The sequence below is a fragment of the Acidithiobacillus ferridurans genome, assembly GCF_003966655.1.
Taxonomy (GTDB): Bacteria; Pseudomonadota; Gammaproteobacteria; order Acidithiobacillales; family Acidithiobacillaceae; genus Acidithiobacillus; species Acidithiobacillus ferridurans.
Genome location: NZ_AP018795.1, coordinates 971,445 through 990,302, shown reverse-complemented (window position 1 = coordinate 990,302; position 18,858 = coordinate 971,445). Strand labels below are relative to the sequence as shown.

Sequence of the window (18,858 nt, the reverse complement as noted above, 5' to 3'; positions counted from 1 at the left end):
GCAGGTGATAAACGTGCTCATTTATGGGAAACGTCCAGCTTGTCGACCGTATCGAATTCGAACTTGATCTCTTTCCACGTTTCCATGGCAATCTTGAGTTCGGGGGAGTGCTTGGCCGCCTCAGTGAGAACAGCCTTGCCTTCCTTCTCGATGGCCACACCGCGGTTACGGGCTTCCACACAGGCTTCCAGCGCGACGCGGTTGGCCGCAGCACCTGCGGCATTGCCCCATGGATGACCGAGGGTGCCACCGCCGAACTGCAACACCGAGTCATCACCAAAGATGGTGACCAGCGCCGGCATGTGCCAAACGTGGATACCACCGGAAGCGACCGGCATCACGCCCGGCATGGAGCCCCAGTCCTGGTCGAAGAAGATACCTCGGCTGCGATCTTCCTTGATGAATCTATCACGCATGATGTCGATCCAGCCCAGGGTCGCCTCACGGTCGCCCTCGAGTTTGCCGACCACGGTACCCGAGTGCAGATGATCGCCGCCGGACAGACGGAGAATCTTGGTCAGCACACGGAAGTGGATGCCGTGGTGGGGGTTGCGGTCCAGCACCGCATGCATGGCGCGGTGAATGTGCAGGAGCATGCCGTTGTCGCGGCACCAGTTGGCCAGACCCGTGTTGGCGCAGAAGCCGCCGGTGATGTAGTCGTGCATGATGATGGGTGCGCCGATTTCCTTGGCGTACTCCGCACGCTTGTACATTTCCTCTGGAGTCGGGGCGGTAACGTTCAGGTAGTGCCCCTTACGCTCTCCGGTCTCGGCCTCGGCCTTCTGGATGGCCTCCATGACGAAGTCGAAACGCTGCCTCCAGCGCATGAAAGGCTGGCTATTGACGTTTTCGTCATCTTTAGTGAAGTCGAGTCCACCACGCAGACCTTCATAGCAGGCGCGACCATAGTTCTTGGCCGACAAACCCAGCTTGGGTTTGATGGTGCAGCCCAGCAATGGGCGACCATACTTGTTCATGATGTCGCGTTCGACCTGAATCCCGTGGGGTGGCCCACCGCAGGTCTTGACGTAGGCGATGGGGAAACGGACGTCTTCCAGGCGCAGGGCACGTACCGCCTTGAAGCCGAAGACGTTACCCACCAGCGAGGTGAAGACGTTGACCACGGAACCTTCTTCGAAGAGATCGATGGGGTAAGCAATGAACGCATAGAAACAGGTATCATCGCCAGGAACGTCTTCAATCCTGTATGCGCGCCCCTTGTAGTAGTCAAGGTCGGTGAGAAGATCCGTCCACACCGTGGTCCAGGTGCCGGTAGAGGATTCGGCGGCAACCGCAGCAGCGGCCTCCTCACGATCCACGCCCGCCTGGGGAGTAATCTTGAACACGGCAAGGATATCGGTATCCTTGACGCTGTAATCCGGTTCCCAATAGGTGTTCCGGTAATCCTTCACACCCGCGTTATAGGTCTTGACGGCCATATGCCACCTCCATGCAGTTGCCCGACGCCGGTGCCCCCGGCGCAATCGCTGCGTCTGCAGCGATGATCGAACTATAGTGCGGGTGACGCATAAGCGCTAATAAGTAGTTATTATTTTTTCCATAACGCATAGCTGATGCTATAGTGGCTTGTGACTACATGTCTGATGTTCGGAGGTTGGCAGTGTTTACCGCCGTCGGGCAGAAGCCATGACCGCACTATCGTGGGGCGTGGGCTCCATAAAGACGAGTCGGACTGACCCAATAAACAGGCCTGCTAGTCATGGTATGGTTGGCATCCATTTTCGCTTGCTCAGCTTCCTGGTGTATCGCTATCCTTATTTCCGGAGCGTTCACCGGCGACATCCATCTCGTCAATGCTGTGGGATGACTGAGCAATATCATGATCCCCTGTGTCTTCCTCCGCAGACCGAGGTCCGGGCAATCTTGCGGCGAAAAATAATCCGAGTTCAAAAAGCATATACATGGGGATGAGGAGCATGATCATGGATAACACGTCGGGAGGACTGAGCAATGCAGAGGCGATGGCGCAAATCAGGAAGGCATAGCGGCGACCGTGCTGCAGCGTGGCCACCTGCAGCACTCCGACGCGTACCAGTACAATAATGAGAATGGGGATCTGGAAGGCCAGACCGAAGGCCAGGGAGAACTTTACGATGAGCGAGAGGTAGCTATCCACTTTGGGCATGGCGGTGATATCACCGCCAGAAAAGCTCACGAAAAACCGGAAGGCATTAGGAAATACGATAAAGTAGGCAAAGAGCATGCCGCCGATGAACAGAAAAATGGAGGCAAAGATCAGCGGAAAAAAGGCCTTGCGCTCATGCTCATAGAGGCCGGGCGCTATGAAGGCCCAGAATTGATAGAGCACGACAGGTAGCGCCAGAATAAATCCGGACAACAAAGAAAGCTGCACGTAGGTCAAAAATACTTCGGGTAAACTGGTATAAATTAAATGACTGCCTTTTGGTAATATATCAATGAGCGGAGCCGCAAGAATGTTATAAATCGTTTTGGAGAAAGGATAGGAGATCAGAAAGCCAACGAAAATAGCGATCACTGAAAATAATACGCGGCGGCGCAATTCCAGCAAATGGCCGATAAAGGTGTTTTCCGCCAATTTGTCCATGCTTAAAAAATATCCTTAGGCGGTGTCGAAGCGCGCGAATCTGGTGACGAGCAGGCGGCAAATCCTCTGGATGCGCAAGCGGTGCCGCCGCGCATCCATAATAATGACGAACCTCGGTGGGAGCATCAGGTGGGCATCGGAATCAATGTACGCGGTCTTCCGGTCCCGGCAGTCCTGCATGTTGCGTTGCCGGCATGATATCGAGTTCACCCTGCTGGTGAGCGTCCTTCATTTCGGGCTTCTCACCGGTCGTTTTCGGGGTGTCTGAAGCGGTGATGTCGGCAGGCAGCAACTCCTCGTGGGCATAGTCACGCAGTTTGTTGGCTTCCTCGCGCAGATCATCCAGCAACAACTGCTGCTCAACCTCGGAGCGCAGACTCGTCATGGTACGCCGCATGGCGCCGTACCACTTCCCCGCGGTACGCGCGATTTGGGGCATTTTCTCCGGCCCGACCACGAGCAGCGCGATGATTCCGAGCAGCGCGAGTTCGCCAAAGCTGAAGTCGAACATAAGCGGTCAGCGGTTGACGGTTTCGTGTTCTTTGCTGGGCTGGACCTCGGCGTCAATAGTGCGGCCGATGCTTTCCTTCTTTTCCTCCTCCTCCTTGACGGCGGACCGGAAGCTCTTGATGGCGGAACCGAGGTCGGAACCCACGTTGCGTAGCTTCGTGGTACCAAACAGGGCAACCACGATGAGCAGAATGATGACCAAATGCCAGATACTAAAAGCGCCCATGACAGCTCTCCTTCCCCCGTAGGGGTTACGCGCTACAACTCACTTGGACCATAAGAAAATAAAGTGGTTGCGTCAAGCTTATGGACGCCTTGCCGCTTTTTCTTCCAGGCCGGACATTCCTTCCCGTCGCGCCAGTTCTCCGAGGACGTCATCAATATGTAAATCCCTATCCTCCAGGGCCACCATCAAATGGAATACGAGGTCCGCCGCCTCTGCAACGATATGCTTCGACTCATGATTCTTGCAGGCGATGACAAACTCGGTAGCTTCCTCCCCTACTTTTTTCAGGATCCGGTCCTGACCGCCGCGGAGCAGTTGCGCCACATAGGACTGGCCGGGATCAGCCGTTCGCCGACTGTGCAGGGTGCCTTGCAGGCTGTCGAGGATGCTTCCAGGAGGCGGAGCCTGATGCTGCCAGCCCTGCTCGCCGGGTTGGCCGAGGAAGAAGCAGGTTTGCTCCCCGGTATGGCAGGCAGGACCTTCCTGAATGACTCGCAGGAGGAGTGTATCGCCATCGCAATCCAGGCGCAGATCCACCAGATGTTGAATATGGCCGGAGGTTTCGCCTTTACGCCAGAGTGCCTGCCGGGAGCGTGACCAGTAAGTGCCAAGGCCGTCACGGAGTGTCGCCAGCAATGCGTCGGCGTTCATCCAGGCCAGCATGAGCACCCTGCCGCTGCGAGCATCCTGGGCGATGGCAGGCACCAGGCCGTCTGCATTCCAGCGCACGGCGGCGAGTATGGCGGCGTGCTGCGCTTCCGGTTCATTCATGATGGTCAGAACCCCCTCGTTGAAGTCTTTCTACTCAATAATACGAATAATACGCAGATAGCGCCCGACGGATGGCCTGCGTGCTTTAGCGGGTGGTGCGCACCGGAATCCCCGCGGCAGCCATCTGTGCCTTGACCTCGGAGATGCGAAACTGGCCGAAGTGGAAGACGCTGGCGGCCAATACCGCATCCGCACGCCCCTGCTGGATACCTTCGACAAAGTGCCGGATCTCTCCCACGCCACCGGAGGCGATCACGGGTACTGGCACGGCGTCGCTGATGGCGCGGGTGAGGGCGAGGTCGAAACCGATGCCCGTTCCGTCGCGGTCCATGCTGGTCAGCAGGATTTCGCCGGCACCATATGTTGCCATGCGCTGCGCCCAGGTCACCGCGTCCAGACCGGTACTGCGCCGGCCGCCGTGGGTGAAGACCTCCCAGTGGTCGTCTACCTGCTTGGCGTCGATGGCGACGACGATGCAGGAGTTGCCGAAACGCCGGGCGGCGGCGCGTACCAGTTCCGGATCATTCACGGCGGCGCTGTTGATGCTGACCTTGTCGGCCCCGGCGAGGAGCAGGGTGCGGATATCTTCGACGCAACGCACGCCACCACCTACGGTCAGTGGGATAAAGACCTGCGCCGCCACGGCAGACACTACATCGGCCAAGGTGCCGCGCTCTTCATAACTGGCGGAGATGTCCAGAAAGGTGATTTCGTCGGCGCCCTCATCGTTGTAGCGTTTGGCGACTTCCACCGGATCGCCGGCATCGCGCAGGGCAACAAACTGAACGCCTTTCACCACGCGCCCCTGGTCGATATCGAGGCAGGGTATGACGCGACTGGCGAGCACCTGCTCAGGCCTCGGCCTGGGCGCGGGCCTGTGAAAAGTCCAGGGCCCCTTCATAAATGGCGCGCCCGGTAATGGCGCCGATGATACCGTCACCCTCATGGGCCTTGAGCGCCAGCACCTGTTCCAGATTGGCAATACCGCCCGAGGCGATGACCGGCACGGGCACCGCCTGAGCCAGCGCAACCGTCGCAGAAATATTGGGGCCGCTGAGCATGCCGTCGCGGCTGATGTCGGTGTAGATGATGGCTTCTATGCCGTCGGCGGCGAAGCGTTGTGCGAGATCAATGGGGTCGTGACGGGATAGCTTGGACCAGCCTTCGGTAGCCACTTTGCCGTCACGGGCGTCGATACCCACCATGATATGGCCAGGAAAACTTACGGCGGCATCGGCGACGAAACCGGGGGCCTTGACTGCCTGGGTGCCGATGATCACGTAGCGAACCCCAGCCTGGATATAGGTTTCAATCTGTTCTTCGCTGCGGATACCGCCGCCGACCTGAATTTCAAGGTCAGGGAAACCCGCACAGATGGCGGCTATGGCGTGCGCATTGACCGGTTCTCCTTGGACAGCGCCGTCGAGATCGACGATGTGCAGCCGTTTGGCGCCCGCCTCTACCCAGCGCTGCGCCGTGGCGACCGGATCATCCGAGAATACCGTGTCGTCCTCCATCCGGCCTTGCCGTAAACGCACACAGTTCCCGCCCTTGAGATCGATGGCCGGAATCAACAGCATGACAGCTTCCTCCACAAAGAGATATTCCAGAAAACGGGTTTAAACGGCATGGTCGGCTCCGCGATCGCCATCCCAGTCGAGAAAATTCCCGATCAGGCGCAGACCCGCCATGCCACTCTTTTCTGGATGGCATTGCAGGGCGAAAAGGTTATCCGCAGCGACCGCCGCACAGAAAGGAAGGACATAATCGCTGGAGGCCGCAAGTATGCCGGGGGCAGAGGGCTCCACATAGAAGGAGTGGACGAAATAAAACCAGGCGTTCTGGGGAACGCCGGCAAACAGCGGGTGTTCCATCTGTTGCTGCAGTTCATTCCAGCCCATGTGTGGGATCTTCAGGCGTCGGCCGTCGGCCGTTCGCAGAGCCTCTTCCGGGAAAGCAATCACCCGCCCCGGTAGCAGACCGAGTCCGGCATGCTCGCCATGCTCCGTACTGCTGTCCATGAGCATCTGCATCCCGAGGCAGATGCCGAGAAATGGCCGGGTCCGCGCCGCGCTGCGGATGAAGTCGCTGAGCTCCCGCGCCTCCAGCGCCGCCATGCAGTCACCGAAGGCGCCGACGCCCGGGAAGATGATACGGTCCGTGGCGGCCAGTTCGCTGCTCCGGCCGCTGACGATCGCCTTGCCCCCCAGATGCTCTACGGCCTTGGCCACCGAGTAGAGGTTGCCCATGCCGTAGTCGACGATACCGACGCGTGTCGCCACTGCACTCATAGGGTCAGGGTGCCTTTGGTGCTGGGCACGGCGCCCGCCATGCGCGGGTCAGGGGCGACCGCCATGCGCAGGGCACGTCCACAGGCCTTGAAGAGGGTCTCGGCGATGTGGTGGGTATTGCTGCCGCGCAGGGTATCCAGATGCAGGGTTACCTGAGCATGGTTGACGAAGCCCTGGAAAAACTCATGAAAGAGATCCACATCAAAGTCCCCGACCTGGGCGCGAGGGAATGCGACTGCGAAGATCAGTCCGGGACGACCGGAAAGGTCTACCACCACCCGCGACAACGCCTCGTCAAGGGGCGCGTAGGCATGGCCATAGCGCTGGATGCCGGCCTTGTCCCCCACGGCGCGGGCAAAGGCCTGACCGAGGGTGATGCCGATATCTTCCACCGTGTGGTGAGCGTCGATATCGAGATCGCCCTGAGCCTGAATGTGCATGTCGAAAAGACCATGACGGACGATCTGGTGGATCATGTGGTCAAGAAAGGGTAATCCGGTGTGCAGGTCGGCCTGCCCGGAACCATCGAGATTCAGGGTGACACGGATCTGGGTTTCGAGGGTGTTTCTTTCTACCTCGGCTTGGCGCGGATTCACAGTAAGGACTCCAGTACGGCCAGAAAGCGGTCATTTTCAGCGGGTGTGCCGACACTGACCCGTAGATATTCGCCGAGGCGGGGGTGGCCTGTAAAGGCTTTAATGAGCACTCCACCCGCGCGCAGGCCTGAGAACAGCACCGCTGCCTGCCCCGGGGCATGAAAGAGCAGGAAATTGGCGGCGCTGGGCCAGACCGAAAGACCGCAGGCACTGATGGCCTGGAAGAGCCGCTCCCTCTCGACACGCAGAATTTCGGCCTGGGCATTCAGCACTTCGGTGTGACGCAGGTAGAAGGACGCGCTGCGCTGGGTGAGTACATTGATATTGTAAGGCAGACGCAGCTTGTCCAGTTCCTGAATCCACGCGGCGGGCCCCGCCAGCATCCCCAGCCGCATCCCCGCCAGACCTTCCTTGGACATGGTGCGCAGCAAGAGGAGGTTGGGAGTGCGTCCCAGGTGGTCGGCAAAGGTCCTCTGACTGAAGGCGTGATAGGCCTCATCCACCACCACCAGGCCCGGCGCTGCAGCGACAATGGCTTCCAGATCGGTCTCGGGGAAAAGGCTGCCACTGGGATTGTTGGGCCAGTCGAGAAAAATGACGGCGGGTTGTTGCGCGGCGATGGCCGCCAGCATGGCCGGAAGGTCGAGCTGGAAGTCCGCATCCAGGGGAATGCCCACAAAAGGCAGACCAAGCTGCTGCGCCAACAACCGGTACATGACGAAACTGGGGTCTACCGCCATGATGGGGCGCCGGCTGCCCGCTACCGCGGTCACCAGAATCTGGATCAGCTCATCGGAGCCGTTACCGAGCATGAGTTCTATTCCGGCAGGCAGGCCGATGTGGGCCTTGAGCCCCTCCATGAGGAGGGTCGGGTGTGCGTCGGGATAGCGATTGAGGGGTGCGTCGGCCAGACTCTCCAGCCATTGCTCACGCAAGGCCGCCGGTAAGCCATAGGGGTTCTCCATGGCATCCAGCTTGATGAGCCCCTCACCGTCTGCCACCGCATAGGCCTTGCTGGCCAGCAACTCCGGGCGCAGCAGGCCCTGCATCAGGGCGGTCGTAGCGCCGTCGCTCATGATCCGGCCTTGGGGATGCGGCAGGCTGCTGAACGGGCATGGGCGGTCAGGCCTTCGCCCAGGGCGAGACGTTCGGCGATCTGCCCCAGTCGCGCGGCGCCGGCGGGGCTGCTGTGAATGAGGCTGCTCCGCTTGACGAAATCATAGACGCCGAGGGGCGAGGAAAAGCGTGCGCTGCCGCCCGTGGGCAGCACATGGTTGGGGCCGGCCACATAGTCGCCGAGGGCCTCACAACTGTGGATGCCCATGAAGATGGCCCCGGCATTGTGAATGTCCGCCAGCCAGTCTTCGGGATTCTGCACGGCTAGTTCCAGATGTTCCGGCGCGATACGGTCGGCAATGGCGCAGGCCTCGGCACGGTCCCGCACACGAATCACCGCCCCTCGATCTGCCCAGCTCTTGCGGGCGATGGGTGCGCGGTCGAGCCTATCGAAGGCGGCATCCACCGCGTTCACCACCGACTCGATGTGGGCGTTGTCCCAACTGATGAAAATACTCTGGGCAATCTCATCATGCTCCGCCTGTGAGAGCAGGTCCCAGGCCAACCATTCCGCCGGTGCCGAGCCATCGCTGATCACGAGAATTTCGCTGGGTCCGGCAATCATATCGATGCCTACCCGGCCAAAGACCATGCGCTTGGCGGTAGCCACATAGATATTGCCGGGGCCGACGATCTTGTCTACCGCGGGGACGCTCTCCGTACCGTAGGCCAGCGCCGCCACTGCCTGCGCGCCGCCGATACAGAACACCCGGTCCACCCCGGCAATGGCGGCTGCGGCCAGCACCCAGGGATTCACCTGCCCCTGCGGGGTGGGTACGGTCATGATGATTTCCTTCACGCCCGCCACGTGTGCGGGAATGGCATTCATCAGCACGGAGCTGGGATAAGCCGCCTTGCCGCCGGGTACGTAAATCCCCACCCGGGCCAGAGGCAGGATGCGCTGTCCGAGCACCGTGCCGTCGGCCTCGGTAAAGGTCCAGCCTTCACTGCGCTGGTGCTCGTGGTAACTGCGGATACGTTGCGCCGCCTCTTCCAGAGCGGCCCGCTGGGTGGGCTCCAGACCGTGGAGCGCCGCATCCCAGGCGCTGCGGGGGATTTCCAGATCAGCGGCGGAAGCTGTCGTCACCCCATCAAAGCGCTCGGTGTACTCGCGCAGCGCCGCATCGCCCCGATCGCGGACGGCGGCGACGATATCTCGTACCCGCACCTCGATCTGCGGATCGAGATTGGCATCCCAATCATGCAGCGCGTGAAACTGTTGGGCAAAATCAGGGTCGCTGGTATCCAGACGGTTCATGGCGTGACTTGCGCCTCCAGTTGGCGGATGAGGGTTTCGATAGCGCGGCGTTTGAGTTTCATGGCGGCGCGATTGACCACCAGACGGCTGGAAATAGGCATGATTTCTTCCACTTCCACCAGCCCGTTTTCCTTGAGCGTCCGGCCGCTGGATACCAGGTCTACGATACGATCCGCCAATCCGACCAGAGGGGCCAGTTCCATGCTGCCGTACAGCTTGATGATTTCCGTCTGCACGCCGCGACTGTGGAAATAATGGCGGGTGATGTGCGGATATTTGGTGGCGATGCGCACCCGCTCCCAGCTTTGCGGCGCGTCATTGGCGGCTATTGCGGCTGGTTCGGCCACCGCCATGTGGCAGATTCCTATGCGCAGGTCCAGGGGTTCGTAAAGGTCCAGGCCCTCCTGCTCCAGCAGCACATCCTTACCGGCGATACCCACGTCGGCAGCGCCCCAGGTCACGTAGGTGGGCACATCGCTGGCGCGGATCACCAGAAAGCGCACGGCGGGATCGGTGCTGGGGATGATCAGCTTGCGGGATTCTTCAGGATCTTCCGCCAGATGGATGCCGGCGCCCGCAAAGAGGGGAATGGCTTCCTGCAGAATCCGTCCCTTGGACAGTGCGATGGTAATGCCTGTACTCATGCGACACTCCTGGTGCTGCTGATCCGGCGGATATCTGCGCCGAGGGCGCTGAGCTTCTCTTCGATGACCTCGTAGCCACGATCCAGATGATAGATGCGGTCGATGAGGGTTTCGCCCTCCGCCACCAGCCCGGCCAGGACCAGCGACGCCGATGCCCGCAAATCGGTTGCCATTACGGGGGCGCCGCGCAAACGCTGTACTCCCCGCACTACGGCGGTTTTGCCATCGGCATTGATGTCGGCGCCCAGCCGCTGCAACTCGGAGACGTGCATGAAGCGATTCTCGAAGATGGTTTCGGTGACGACGCTGCTCCCTTCGGCAATGCAGTTCATCGCCATGAACTGCGCCTGCATGTCCGTGGGGAAGGCCGGAAAGGGCGCGGTGCGGACATCCACTGCCTGTGGCCGTCGTTTCATGCGGATGCGGATCGTGTCTGCCCCGGTCGTGACTTCGGCCCCCGCTTCCTTCAGTTTGAGGAGGACGCTCTCCAGCAGGCCCGCGTCGGTGCGCTTGAGGCAGACGTCGCCGCCAGTCATGGCCGCAGCCACCAGGTACGTACCGGTCTCGATGCGGTCGGGCACAATGCTGTGTTCCGCGCCATGCAGCTCTGCCACTCCCTCGATCTCGATGACCGACGTTCCCGCCCCGGAAATGCGCGCGCCCATGGCTGACAGACAACGGGCGAGATCGACGATTTCCGGTTCGCGGGCGGCATTTTCCAGGATGGTGTGTCCCTCGGCGAGGGTGGCCGCCATGAGCAGGTTTTCCGTACCGGTGACGGAGACCATCTCCATAACGATGCGGGCGCCGCGCAGGCGTACTGCCTGCGCTTTAACGAAACCATCCTCTACGGTGATTTCGGCACCCAACGCCTGCAGGCCGCTGAGATGGACACCCACCGGGCGGCTGCCGATGGCGCAGCCACCGGGCAGGCTCACTTCTGCCGATCCGTGGCGGGCCAGCAATGGCCCAAGCACCAGTATCGAGGCCCGCATGGTCTTCACCAGTTCGTAAGGCGCGACGACCGAATGTACCGGGCGTGGATCGACTTCAATCCCGAGCTGGCTGTCCACCAGCACCCTCGCACCGAGCGTGCTCAACAACTCCAGGGTCGTGGTGATGTCCCGCAGATGCGGAATATTGCACAACCGCACCGGCTCGCGCGCCAGCAGGGTGGCAGCGAGGCAGGGCAAGGCCGCGTTTTTGGCCCCGGAAATCCGCAACTCACCACGCAGGGGACCATTGCCACGCAGCAGCAGCTTATCCATGGGGCAGAATCAGCTCGCGCTGGCAGCTTGGGCGCTGCCGACCAGTTTCTGCAATTCACCCTGCTGATAGAGATCGGACATGATGTCCGAGCCACCGACAAACTCACCCTGGATGTAGAGCTGGGGAATGGTCGGCCAGTTGGAATACTGCTTGATGCCGTCGCGAATCTGCGGGTCGGCCAGCACGTCCACCGTAAAGAGCTCCTTGACACCTGACTGCTGCAGCAGTTGCACGGCACGGGCCGAGAAACCGCATTGCGGTGCTCGCGGGTTGCCCTTCATGTAAAGCACTATCGGGTGTTTCTGGACCTGTTCCTGAATAAGTTCCTGAATCGTTGCCATGGTTATCCTCGCTGAATTAGGGGGAAGTGCGGCTAATGGACTGCCGGGTGACGGATCTGTTGTGCCTGCTCGGGAGTCAGGGTGCGCAGCGAGAGGGCGTGAATTTCTTCGCGCATACGGTCGCCCAGCGCATCATAAACCATTTGATGCCGTTTGATGAGGGAAAGCCCGACAAAAGCCGGGGAAACGATCAGCGCCTCGAAGTGCGTGCCGTCCTCTCCCAGAACTTCGACAAGCGCATCGGGAAGCCGCTGCTGAATGAGTGATTTGATCGTATCGGGGTTCATGAGGTGTAGTGTAACGTAAAAAAGCCGCCGTGTGATGTGGTCACTTCCCCGGCCACGTCGCGCAGGGCGGACAGCTTTCAAGGGCGCCTACTGGCGCAATTTGTAACCACGCGCCAGCAGGTGCCAGGCAAGGAGACCGGCCCCGCCCGCGAAGGCGATGCTGACGCCCAGGCAGGCCCAGACGCTCACGTCGGAATCTGCAAAAAAACCATAGCGAAACCCGTCGATGATATAAAAAAACGGGTTGAACAGGGATAGCTGCCGCCATGCGCCGGGCAGGGACTGTACCGAGTAAAACACCCCGGCGAGAAAGGTCAGCGGCATGATGACAAAATTCTGAAAACCGGCAATCTGATCAAATTTTTCTGCCCAGAGCCCGGCGACCAGACCCAGCGCGCCCATACCGCTAGCGCCCAGGAGAGTAAACAGGATGACCCACAAGGGGTGCAGCAATGGGATGTGCAGGAAGATCAACGCCAGGGCCAAAATAGCCAGACCCACCAATGCCCCCGCAGCACCGATGCGGCAACCATGGCCACGAAAATCTCGGTGGGGCTGAGCGGACTGAGCAGCAGAAAAACGATATTGCCCGTCACCTTGGACTGGATCAGGCTGGAAGAACTGTTGGCGAAGGCATTTTGCAGGACCGACATCATCATCAGGCCGGGGACGATGAACGCCGTGTAGCTGACCCCCGGATAGACGGAAACACGACCGCCCAGGGCGTGCCCGAAAACCACCAGATAGAGGACGGTGGTAATCAGGGGCGCGGCAATGGTTTGCAGCCAGACCTTGATGAAGCGCAACGATTCCTTATAAAACAGGGTCCAGGTCGGCGCGAAGTGGGCGCAGCCCGTCACCGCCGGCTGTAATTTGCCGAAAGGCTCAGGCATCGCTGCTGCGTAGGCCGGGCTCGAGTATCTCGACGTAGGCACCGTCGCGGATGCGGCGCTGCCACTCGTCCATGCGCTCGTGGACGATGCGGTTGTAGAGTTGCATACGCGCGGCCGCCATGATCTGTTTCTCTTCAACCGCCTGCTGGCGCTGAGCCTGGGAGTGCAGAATATAAATCGCATTCCCTTCGCGGATGGGGCTGCTGACGCCGCCGGGTTGCAGGGTGAGCAGGGTGCGTTCAAGACTGTCCGGCAACTGCCCGGGAGCGACCCAGCCCATTTCGCCGCCATTGGCGGCGGTGCGCGGATCCTGGCTATAGCTACGCGCGAGTTCAGAGAAGCGGCTACCGCTTTGCAATGCCTGCTGGATATCCTGAGCGCGCGCCTCGGCTTCCTGCAATTGCAGGCTGTTGCCGGCACGTAGGACGATCATGGCGGTCTTGACCTCGGTGACCGTCGGCTGACCGTGTTTGACGTCCAGCAACTTGAAAATATGAAAGCCGGTGGGTCCGGGGATGACGGGACTGATTTCGCCCACCTTCAACTGGAGGAGTGTCTGGGCCACTGCCGGAGGCAGCTCGCCCGCCTTTATCCAGCCGAGGCGGCCGCCTTGCAGGGCATCGTGGCCGCTGCTGACCTGTGTGGCAATGCGCCCAAATCTCTCCCCGGCCAGCACGCGATCGCGCGCCTGTTCGGCATCGCGCCGCACCGCGCTGACGGCGTCCGGCGTCGGGTTGTCCGGCAAGGGGATGAATATCTGCTGCAGGTCGAAACTCACGCCACCCATTTCCTTGAGCTGTTGCGCGAAGGTTTTCACCTCATCGGGTCCGATGTGAACCCGGTTCTCCACTTCCTGCTGCATGAGGCGATCTACAAGAATGCGATCCTCGAGGTCATGGGTGAAGTGCTCCCACGACTGTCCCTGGTTGGTCAGCGCCTGGCGTAACTGGTCAGGGGTGAGGTGGTTGGCCTGGGCGAGGTTGCTGATGGCCTGATCCAGCGTGGCCTTGTCCACCTTGAGCCCGGCGCGGTGCGCAATCTGTAGTTCGATGTCCTGGAGGATCATCTGCTGCAGCACCTGGCGGCGCAGGATGTCTTCGGGGGGCATGGCGTTGGGGTCTTGTGTCTGCAGGTGGGCCCGTACGGCGCCAATCCGTTGCTCCAGTTGCATGGAGGTGATGATATTGTCGTTCACCACCGCAACGACCTTATCCAGATTCTGGGTGTTCTGGGGAAGCGGCGCCACCGCCGGTGCTTCCGCGGAGCGTTCCGAATAGGTATGGGTTGTCGTGCGGGGCGCCATCGCGGGCGTGGTCGGCAGCAGCGTGTCGCGGTTGAGAAAAGGCGTGGCCGCCCAGGCCAGAACCGGGGCGACCCCCAGGGCGATACCCAGGGCGAGTAGAATAGGACGGCGTTTGAGGGACATCAAAACTCCATGCTGGCGCCCGGCACATACTGGCTGAGCAAAGCGTTTGAGGCGTTGCCGAGGCTGGTCAGGCCACGCAACACAATCTCCAGATAAACCGCGTTATTGGACTGCCCGCCAAGAAGGATCTGATGATAAACCATCATATGGGCCGCCCAGCAGCCGCCATCATAGCCGATCCCCACGAGCTCCTCCAGAGGCTTGCGATCGGTGACATCGTATTGATAACTGGCGAGCGCCTGCCAGCGCTTATAGATGGGCCAGGCTCCGGAAACGCCGGTCTGATCCACGAAACCACGGGTGAAACGATAGTCGAGGTTGATGACGCGCTGCGGACCGGGCAGCCACTGGGCGCGCAGGTTGAGTCGCTCGAGTTGGTTCCAGAGGGCGTTGGTCTGGGAGCTGGCGATAAGGTTGATGTCTGGAAGGGGGGCGTATTGTCCCTCCAAAAAATAGTTGGACTGCTGATTCTGGGGGACGATATCTCCGGCGAGGTTGATCTGGCGATGGTTGAAGTAGCGGATCTGGCCGACGGCGGCCTGCCAGAGCTGGCGGCCACTGGGGGTGAGCCAGGTGCCGCGTAGTCCCAGCGCCACCTGGTTGGCGGCATTGATGCGGTCGGCGCCGGTGTAGAGGCTGTTATCCTCAAAAATCATCGGGAAGTCCTGGTAAGGCTGACTGGCATCAAAAATGGGGATGTTACTCTGGGACTGCAGGGGAATGTAGGTGTATTTGAACAGGGGTTGCAGCAATGCCGTACTGCCGTTGCTGCCGTAACGGACAAAATTGAGGCCGCCCTTGAGGCTGAGCGCCGGCAGGGTGCGGTTGACGGCGCGCGCGTAGGGCGCATTGTGCTGAATCTGATAGTGACTGTAGTAGAGCCGGGCCCGTGGTTCCAGGAAGCCCCAGCCACGGCTGAAGCGCCAGCCAAGGGTGGGGGTGAGGTCGAGGCGTTGGCCTGTGGGGCCCGTAGAAGCCGAGAAATAATTGAAGCTGCTGTGCCAGTCGAAATAACCATTGCGTCCTACGCGCCAATAGCCATCGGCAAACAAACGCGGGAGCTGGGAGTAGGGTGCAGCGCCGCCGGGCGCGAGTTCCTGGTAGCCTTGTAGGGTGGCGCCCGCGCTGATGTGCGCGTCGTTGTAGTAGAGTCCGCCCGAGGAGGAAATATAGGGTGCGTTGCCTATGCCGCCCACGAAACTGCTGCCGAAACCTGCCGCGCCACCAAAATCCGAAAGGAAATTTTTGTAACTGACACGGTTGTAATCGGCATTGAAGCTGAATCCGTCGCCCAGATTCTGGTTATGCTGCCAGGAGATCGCCCAGACATTCCTGTGGGTCAACTGATCGGAGGGGAGCAGATCCAGGTAGAGCTTGCCGCTGTAATTCGGTTCCAGATAGCGGAATTCATTCTGCAGCATGACGCCACGCCTGGTGAAATAGTTGACGGTGAGCGTGTCATCCATGTTGCGGGCGATATCGAAATAGTAAGGGATGCCGAGATAAAAGCCATTGATGGTAGAGCTGCCCACGCTGGGGGCCAGGAATCCGGAGTGTCGCTTGAGCGGGAAACTCAGGTAGGGCATCCAGAATACCGGCAGTCCCAAGACGTCGAGGGTGGTGTTGCGGGTGGAGACGTAGTTGTCATTCTGGTTCAGGTTGATCTGACTGCTCCGCAGCTGCCAAGCCGGTTTTTGACCATGGCAGGTAGTATAGCAGGCTTCGTTGAGCTGATAGTGGTCTTTGCTCAACTCCCTGCCGCTCTCGGCATGGCCGTGACCCTGCTGTGCTTCGAGCAGATAGCGGGGATGGACGACCACTCCCTCGTTAGCCTGGAGGTGAATCGTGGCCTTGGGGGCGTCGGTTTCCAGACCGGGACTGATCATACGCACGTGGCCGTCAGCAGTGATCTCATCGCGCGTCTGGTCATAGCGCACGGTATCGGCATAGAGCCGGCGATCGCCATAGAGCACTTCGACATGGCCGGTGGCTGTCCAATGGCCGCTACCCAGCCCCTGCACCTGATCCGCATAAAGCGTGACCGGGCTCTCCACGGCTGCGGCCATGGCCATTCCTGGCAGCAGCAGGGCGCCCAGCAGCGCCATGCGCATGCCGGGCGGTAGACAGGGGCGTCTCCTTGGGTGGGGCCGGGATTTTTGGGTATGGTACGGGGCTCTTTTCATAGGGGCTTAAAATCGCACAGAATGCTTTTATGTCGCAATCTTTCCTTGCATCGGATGTTCACCGCGCGGTGACCGGGGATACCCTTCCCACCGCCGCCGCACACTGGCTTGCCCGGCAGGGGGCGGCGGGGTCCGCGTGTGCTATCCCCGGCGACGCCAGCGGGCGGCGTTACTGGCGTCTGCCGCGGGGTCTGATCTTCATGTACGCCCCGCCACCCGAAGATATCCTGCCTTTTTTGCGGGTGCAGCATCGATTCTCCCGCGCGAACCTACCGGTGCCCAGGGTATTGGCCGCCCGGACAGATCTTGGCTTTGTCCTGTTGGAGGATCTGGGCAAAACCGATCTCAGGGCGCTGCTAGATGCGGGCGGGGATGCGGACCTGTGGATGCAGCGGGCGATGGCCCTGATTCTCCGTTTGCAGCGGGCCGGGCAGGGACGGGTGGCGCTGCCCCCACTGCCGTCGTTTTCGACTGCCCGTATGAAGGACGAATCGACCCTGTTTACGGACTGGTATCTGGGCAGGCATCTTGACATGATTCTGGAGCGGTCGCAGACAGATTTTCTGCAGGCGCTTTTTGCCGTGTTGCGGGAGAGCGCAGCCGCGCAGCCACAGGTCTGGGTCCACCGGGATTTTCACGCGCGCAATCTCATGGTTCGGGAGGACACGGGGTTGCTGGCCATGATCGATTTTCAGGATGCCGTGTGCGGGCCGTGGACATACGACCTGGCCTCCCTGCTCTGGGATCGCTACTGGGACTGGGGACGGGTGCGACGGGATGCCTGGTCACTGGATTTTCTGGCGGCGATGTGTCGGCATGGCGCCGCCTTGCCACCGCCGGCCGATTTTCTGCTCAGTGTCCGGCGCATGGCGCTCCAGCGCAACCTGAAGATTCTCGGCATTTTCTGCCGCCTCGCTTACCGCGACGGGAAATCGGGTTATCTCGATTTCCTGCCGCGATTCTGGGCCTATGTCATGGATGCCTTGGACGCCGACCCACAATTGCGGTCTTATCAGGAGATTTTCGCCCCATGGCAGCCCCCGTCACCAGTGCGATGATACTGGCCGCGGGTCGGGGTGAGCGGCTCCGGCCTCTCACCGATCATGTCCCCAAGCCGCTGCTGGAAGTTGCGGGTAAACCGCTCATCGTGCGCCACCTGGAGTCCTTGCTTGTGGCCGGCATTCAGGATGTTATCATTAACGTCGGTTATCTGGGCGACGCCATCATGCAAGCTCTGGGTGCGGACTGGCAGGGGCTGCGGATCCATTACAGCGACGAGCGCGGGTGCCGTCTGGACACGGGGGGTGCCATTGTCCGTGCCTTGCCTTTATTGGGGGACGCGCCTTTTTTGCTGGTGAACGGTGATATTTGCACGGACTTTCCCTGGACCCGTCTCTGTCAGCCTTCTTCCGCGCGTGCGCATCTGGTGCTGGTGCCCAACCCGGTCCAGCACCCGCAGGGAGATTTTGCGTTGTCCGCCGGCGTGGTGGCTTTGGCGGGCGAAGAGCGTCATACTTACGCGGGTATCGCCCGTCTCGACCCAGAGCTGTTTCGGGAGTTTCCCGAGCAGCCGGCCTCTCTGGCGCCTTGGCTGCGGCGGTGGATTGCAGCGGGTCTGGTGGAGGGGAGTTTGTATCAGGGCAAGTGGACGGATGTCGGCACGCCGGAGCGGTTGCGGATAGCGGAGCGTGATTGCGCAGAGGCCCCCAGTGGACTTTGACCTGGACGCAGTGCAGGCTGCGGTTCATCTGGATGCCGGGCTGTGCCATCGCTGGCGCCGGGAGTGGGGTTTGCTCATGGATCTGGCGGTCTGGGGGGAGCTGCGCAGTACCCAGATCGGTTTGCCGGGCAAGCTGCGTAAACGAGTGCTGGAATTCGGAGAACGACTGCGCTCGTACGGCAGTGACCGGAGCTGGATTCCGCATCCTCGCGAACAGATCAAGAATGCCCTGAGTACCAGCCTGCAGACTCGGGAGTCCCTGGAAAAAGTCAGCGAAATCGCGGGGCAGTTCAGTAATGGCGCAGATATTGCCGCCTTCCGGACGGTGTGGGAGGCCTTGAGCGCTGCAGTAATGGCGGACATGGTGGCTCGCGAAGAGCTGCTCGTGCGGTTATTGAACCAGCAGTATCAGGAAGAAGTGTGATCCAACCTCATTCAGGTTAGCCAGCATATTTATGAAGATTGTTTACGCGTTAGTAGTTATCGGTGCGCTTGCGCTCTTTGCCCTGCTTCTGTGGTGGGCGCGCGGCCAGGTGGGTGGCGCTGCCGCTCCCCAGGACAGTACGGGCTGGTACGCCCGGCATCCTGCTGCGTTGGCTGCCGAAAACCAGAAATGCTGGAAACTGCTGCAGGGCAGCTCTTTTGCAGACGTGGACAGGGTCATGGCGGCACATCCTCACTGCCATGCGGTCTATGAAGCCCTCCAGAGCCAGGATCCGCCCCATGTGGATTGACGATTG

The 18,858-nt window shown here is 60.6% G+C and carries 21 protein-coding genes and 1 pseudogene; 4 read left to right on the top strand and 18 right to left on the bottom strand.

The window, feature by feature from the left end:
* Positions 1–17: 17 nt before the first annotated feature.
* The 18 genes and pseudogenes from AFERRID_RS04970 to AFERRID_RS04885 form a co-directional block, all read right to left on the bottom strand.
* Positions 18–1,439, bottom strand: coding sequence for a form I ribulose bisphosphate carboxylase large subunit (locus AFERRID_RS04970; RefSeq protein ID WP_113527451.1), 1,422 nt, complete (start codon positions 1,437–1,439; stop codon positions 18–20).
* Positions 1,440–1,750: 311 nt separating this feature from the next.
* Positions 1,751–2,587 carry a twin-arginine translocase subunit TatC gene (gene tatC / locus AFERRID_RS04965; RefSeq protein WP_126604505.1) on the bottom strand — a complete coding sequence of 279 codons (837 nt, stop codon included), beginning with the start codon at positions 2,585–2,587 and terminating at the stop codon, positions 1,751–1,753.
* Between the two features lie 142 nt (positions 2,588–2,729).
* Entirely contained in the window at positions 2,730–3,098 is a 369-nt protein-coding gene (gene tatB, locus AFERRID_RS04960; protein WP_113527453.1) for a Sec-independent protein translocase protein TatB, read from the bottom strand.
* Positions 3,099–3,104: 6 nt separating this feature from the next.
* Positions 3,105–3,323, bottom strand: a complete 219-nt coding sequence (gene tatA / locus AFERRID_RS04955) for a Sec-independent protein translocase subunit TatA (RefSeq protein ID WP_126604504.1) — start codon at positions 3,321–3,323, stop codon at positions 3,105–3,107.
* 78 nt (positions 3,324–3,401) lie between these two features.
* Positions 3,402–4,094 carry a bifunctional phosphoribosyl-AMP cyclohydrolase/phosphoribosyl-ATP diphosphatase HisIE gene (gene hisIE / locus AFERRID_RS04950; protein WP_113527454.1) on the bottom strand — a complete coding sequence of 231 codons (693 nt, stop codon included), beginning with the start codon at positions 4,092–4,094 and terminating at the stop codon, positions 3,402–3,404.
* 85 nt (positions 4,095–4,179) lie between these two features.
* Positions 4,180–4,995: an imidazole glycerol phosphate synthase subunit HisF gene (gene hisF, locus AFERRID_RS04945; RefSeq protein WP_204507242.1), complete on the bottom strand. Its 816-nt coding sequence runs from the start codon at positions 4,993–4,995 to the stop codon at positions 4,180–4,182.
* Complete coding sequence (gene hisA, locus AFERRID_RS04940; protein ID WP_126604503.1) at positions 4,946–5,674, bottom strand: 1-(5-phosphoribosyl)-5-[(5-phosphoribosylamino)methylideneamino]imidazole-4-carboxamide isomerase; 729 nt, start codon at positions 5,672–5,674, stop codon at positions 4,946–4,948. Before hisA ends, hisF begins: the two co-directional genes overlap by 50 nt.
* A 39-nt stretch (positions 5,675–5,713) precedes the next feature.
* Positions 5,714–6,385, bottom strand: coding sequence for an imidazole glycerol phosphate synthase subunit HisH (gene hisH, locus AFERRID_RS04935; protein WP_113527457.1), 672 nt, complete (start codon positions 6,383–6,385; stop codon positions 5,714–5,716).
* Positions 6,382–6,981, bottom strand: a complete 600-nt coding sequence (gene hisB / locus AFERRID_RS04930) for an imidazoleglycerol-phosphate dehydratase HisB (RefSeq protein WP_126604502.1) — start codon at positions 6,979–6,981, stop codon at positions 6,382–6,384. Before hisB ends, hisH begins: the two co-directional genes overlap by 4 nt.
* Positions 6,978–8,057: a histidinol-phosphate transaminase gene (gene hisC, locus AFERRID_RS04925; RefSeq protein WP_113527459.1), complete on the bottom strand. Its 1,080-nt coding sequence runs from the start codon at positions 8,055–8,057 to the stop codon at positions 6,978–6,980. Before hisC ends, hisB begins: the two co-directional genes overlap by 4 nt.
* Positions 8,054–9,355, bottom strand: coding sequence for a histidinol dehydrogenase (gene hisD, locus AFERRID_RS04920; protein ID WP_126604501.1), 1,302 nt, complete (start codon positions 9,353–9,355; stop codon positions 8,054–8,056). The genes hisC and hisD overlap by 4 nt, the downstream gene beginning before the upstream one ends.
* Entirely contained in the window at positions 9,352–9,999 is a 648-nt protein-coding gene (gene hisG / locus AFERRID_RS04915; protein ID WP_113527461.1) for an ATP phosphoribosyltransferase, read from the bottom strand. The genes hisD and hisG overlap by 4 nt, the downstream gene beginning before the upstream one ends.
* Positions 9,996–11,267, bottom strand: a complete 1,272-nt coding sequence (murA, locus tag AFERRID_RS04910; RefSeq protein WP_113527462.1) for a UDP-N-acetylglucosamine 1-carboxyvinyltransferase — start codon at positions 11,265–11,267, stop codon at positions 9,996–9,998. Before murA ends, hisG begins: the two co-directional genes overlap by 4 nt.
* Before the next feature lie 9 nt (positions 11,268–11,276).
* Positions 11,277–11,609, bottom strand: a complete 333-nt coding sequence (grxD, locus tag AFERRID_RS04905) for a Grx4 family monothiol glutaredoxin (protein WP_113527463.1) — start codon at positions 11,607–11,609, stop codon at positions 11,277–11,279.
* 32 nt (positions 11,610–11,641) lie between these two features.
* Complete coding sequence (locus AFERRID_RS04900; protein WP_126604500.1) at positions 11,642–11,977, bottom strand: BolA family protein; 336 nt, start codon at positions 11,975–11,977, stop codon at positions 11,642–11,644.
* Positions 11,978–11,983: 6 nt separating this feature from the next.
* Positions 11,984–12,789: pseudogene (locus AFERRID_RS16085) on the bottom strand (ABC transporter permease).
* Positions 12,782–14,215 (bottom strand): peptidylprolyl isomerase, encoded by a 1,434-nt coding sequence (locus AFERRID_RS04890; protein WP_113527466.1) that lies wholly within the window; start codon positions 14,213–14,215, stop codon positions 12,782–12,784. Before AFERRID_RS04890 ends, AFERRID_RS16085 begins: the two are co-directional and overlap by 8 nt.
* The gene (locus AFERRID_RS04885; RefSeq protein WP_225981862.1) at positions 14,215–16,320 is read right to left on the bottom strand and encodes an LPS-assembly protein LptD; all 2,106 of its coding nucleotides are present in this window, start codon (positions 16,318–16,320) and stop codon (positions 14,215–14,217) included. Before AFERRID_RS04885 ends, AFERRID_RS04890 begins: the two co-directional genes overlap by 1 nt.
* Positions 16,321–16,427: 107 nt before the next feature.
* On the opposite strand from AFERRID_RS04885, the gene AFERRID_RS04880 reads away from it, so the two are divergent.
* The 4 genes from AFERRID_RS04880 to AFERRID_RS04865 are packed head-to-tail and all read left to right on the top strand — an operon-like array spanning position 16,428 to position 18,852.
* A complete protein-coding gene (locus AFERRID_RS04880; RefSeq protein WP_126604499.1) occupies positions 16,428–17,456 on the top strand; it encodes an aminoglycoside phosphotransferase family protein in 1,029 nt (342 codons plus the stop codon).
* Entirely contained in the window at positions 17,429–18,118 is a 690-nt protein-coding gene (murU, locus tag AFERRID_RS04875) for an N-acetylmuramate alpha-1-phosphate uridylyltransferase MurU (RefSeq protein ID WP_126604498.1), read from the top strand. The genes AFERRID_RS04880 and murU overlap by 28 nt, the downstream gene beginning before the upstream one ends.
* A complete protein-coding gene (locus tag AFERRID_RS04870) occupies positions 18,108–18,542 on the top strand; it encodes a hypothetical protein (protein WP_113527470.1) in 435 nt (144 codons plus the stop codon). The genes murU and AFERRID_RS04870 overlap by 11 nt, the downstream gene beginning before the upstream one ends.
* A 31-nt stretch (positions 18,543–18,573) precedes the next feature.
* Complete coding sequence (locus AFERRID_RS04865) at positions 18,574–18,852, top strand: hypothetical protein (RefSeq protein ID WP_113527471.1); 279 nt, start codon at positions 18,574–18,576, stop codon at positions 18,850–18,852.
* The last annotated feature ends 6 nt before the right edge of the window (positions 18,853–18,858 follow it).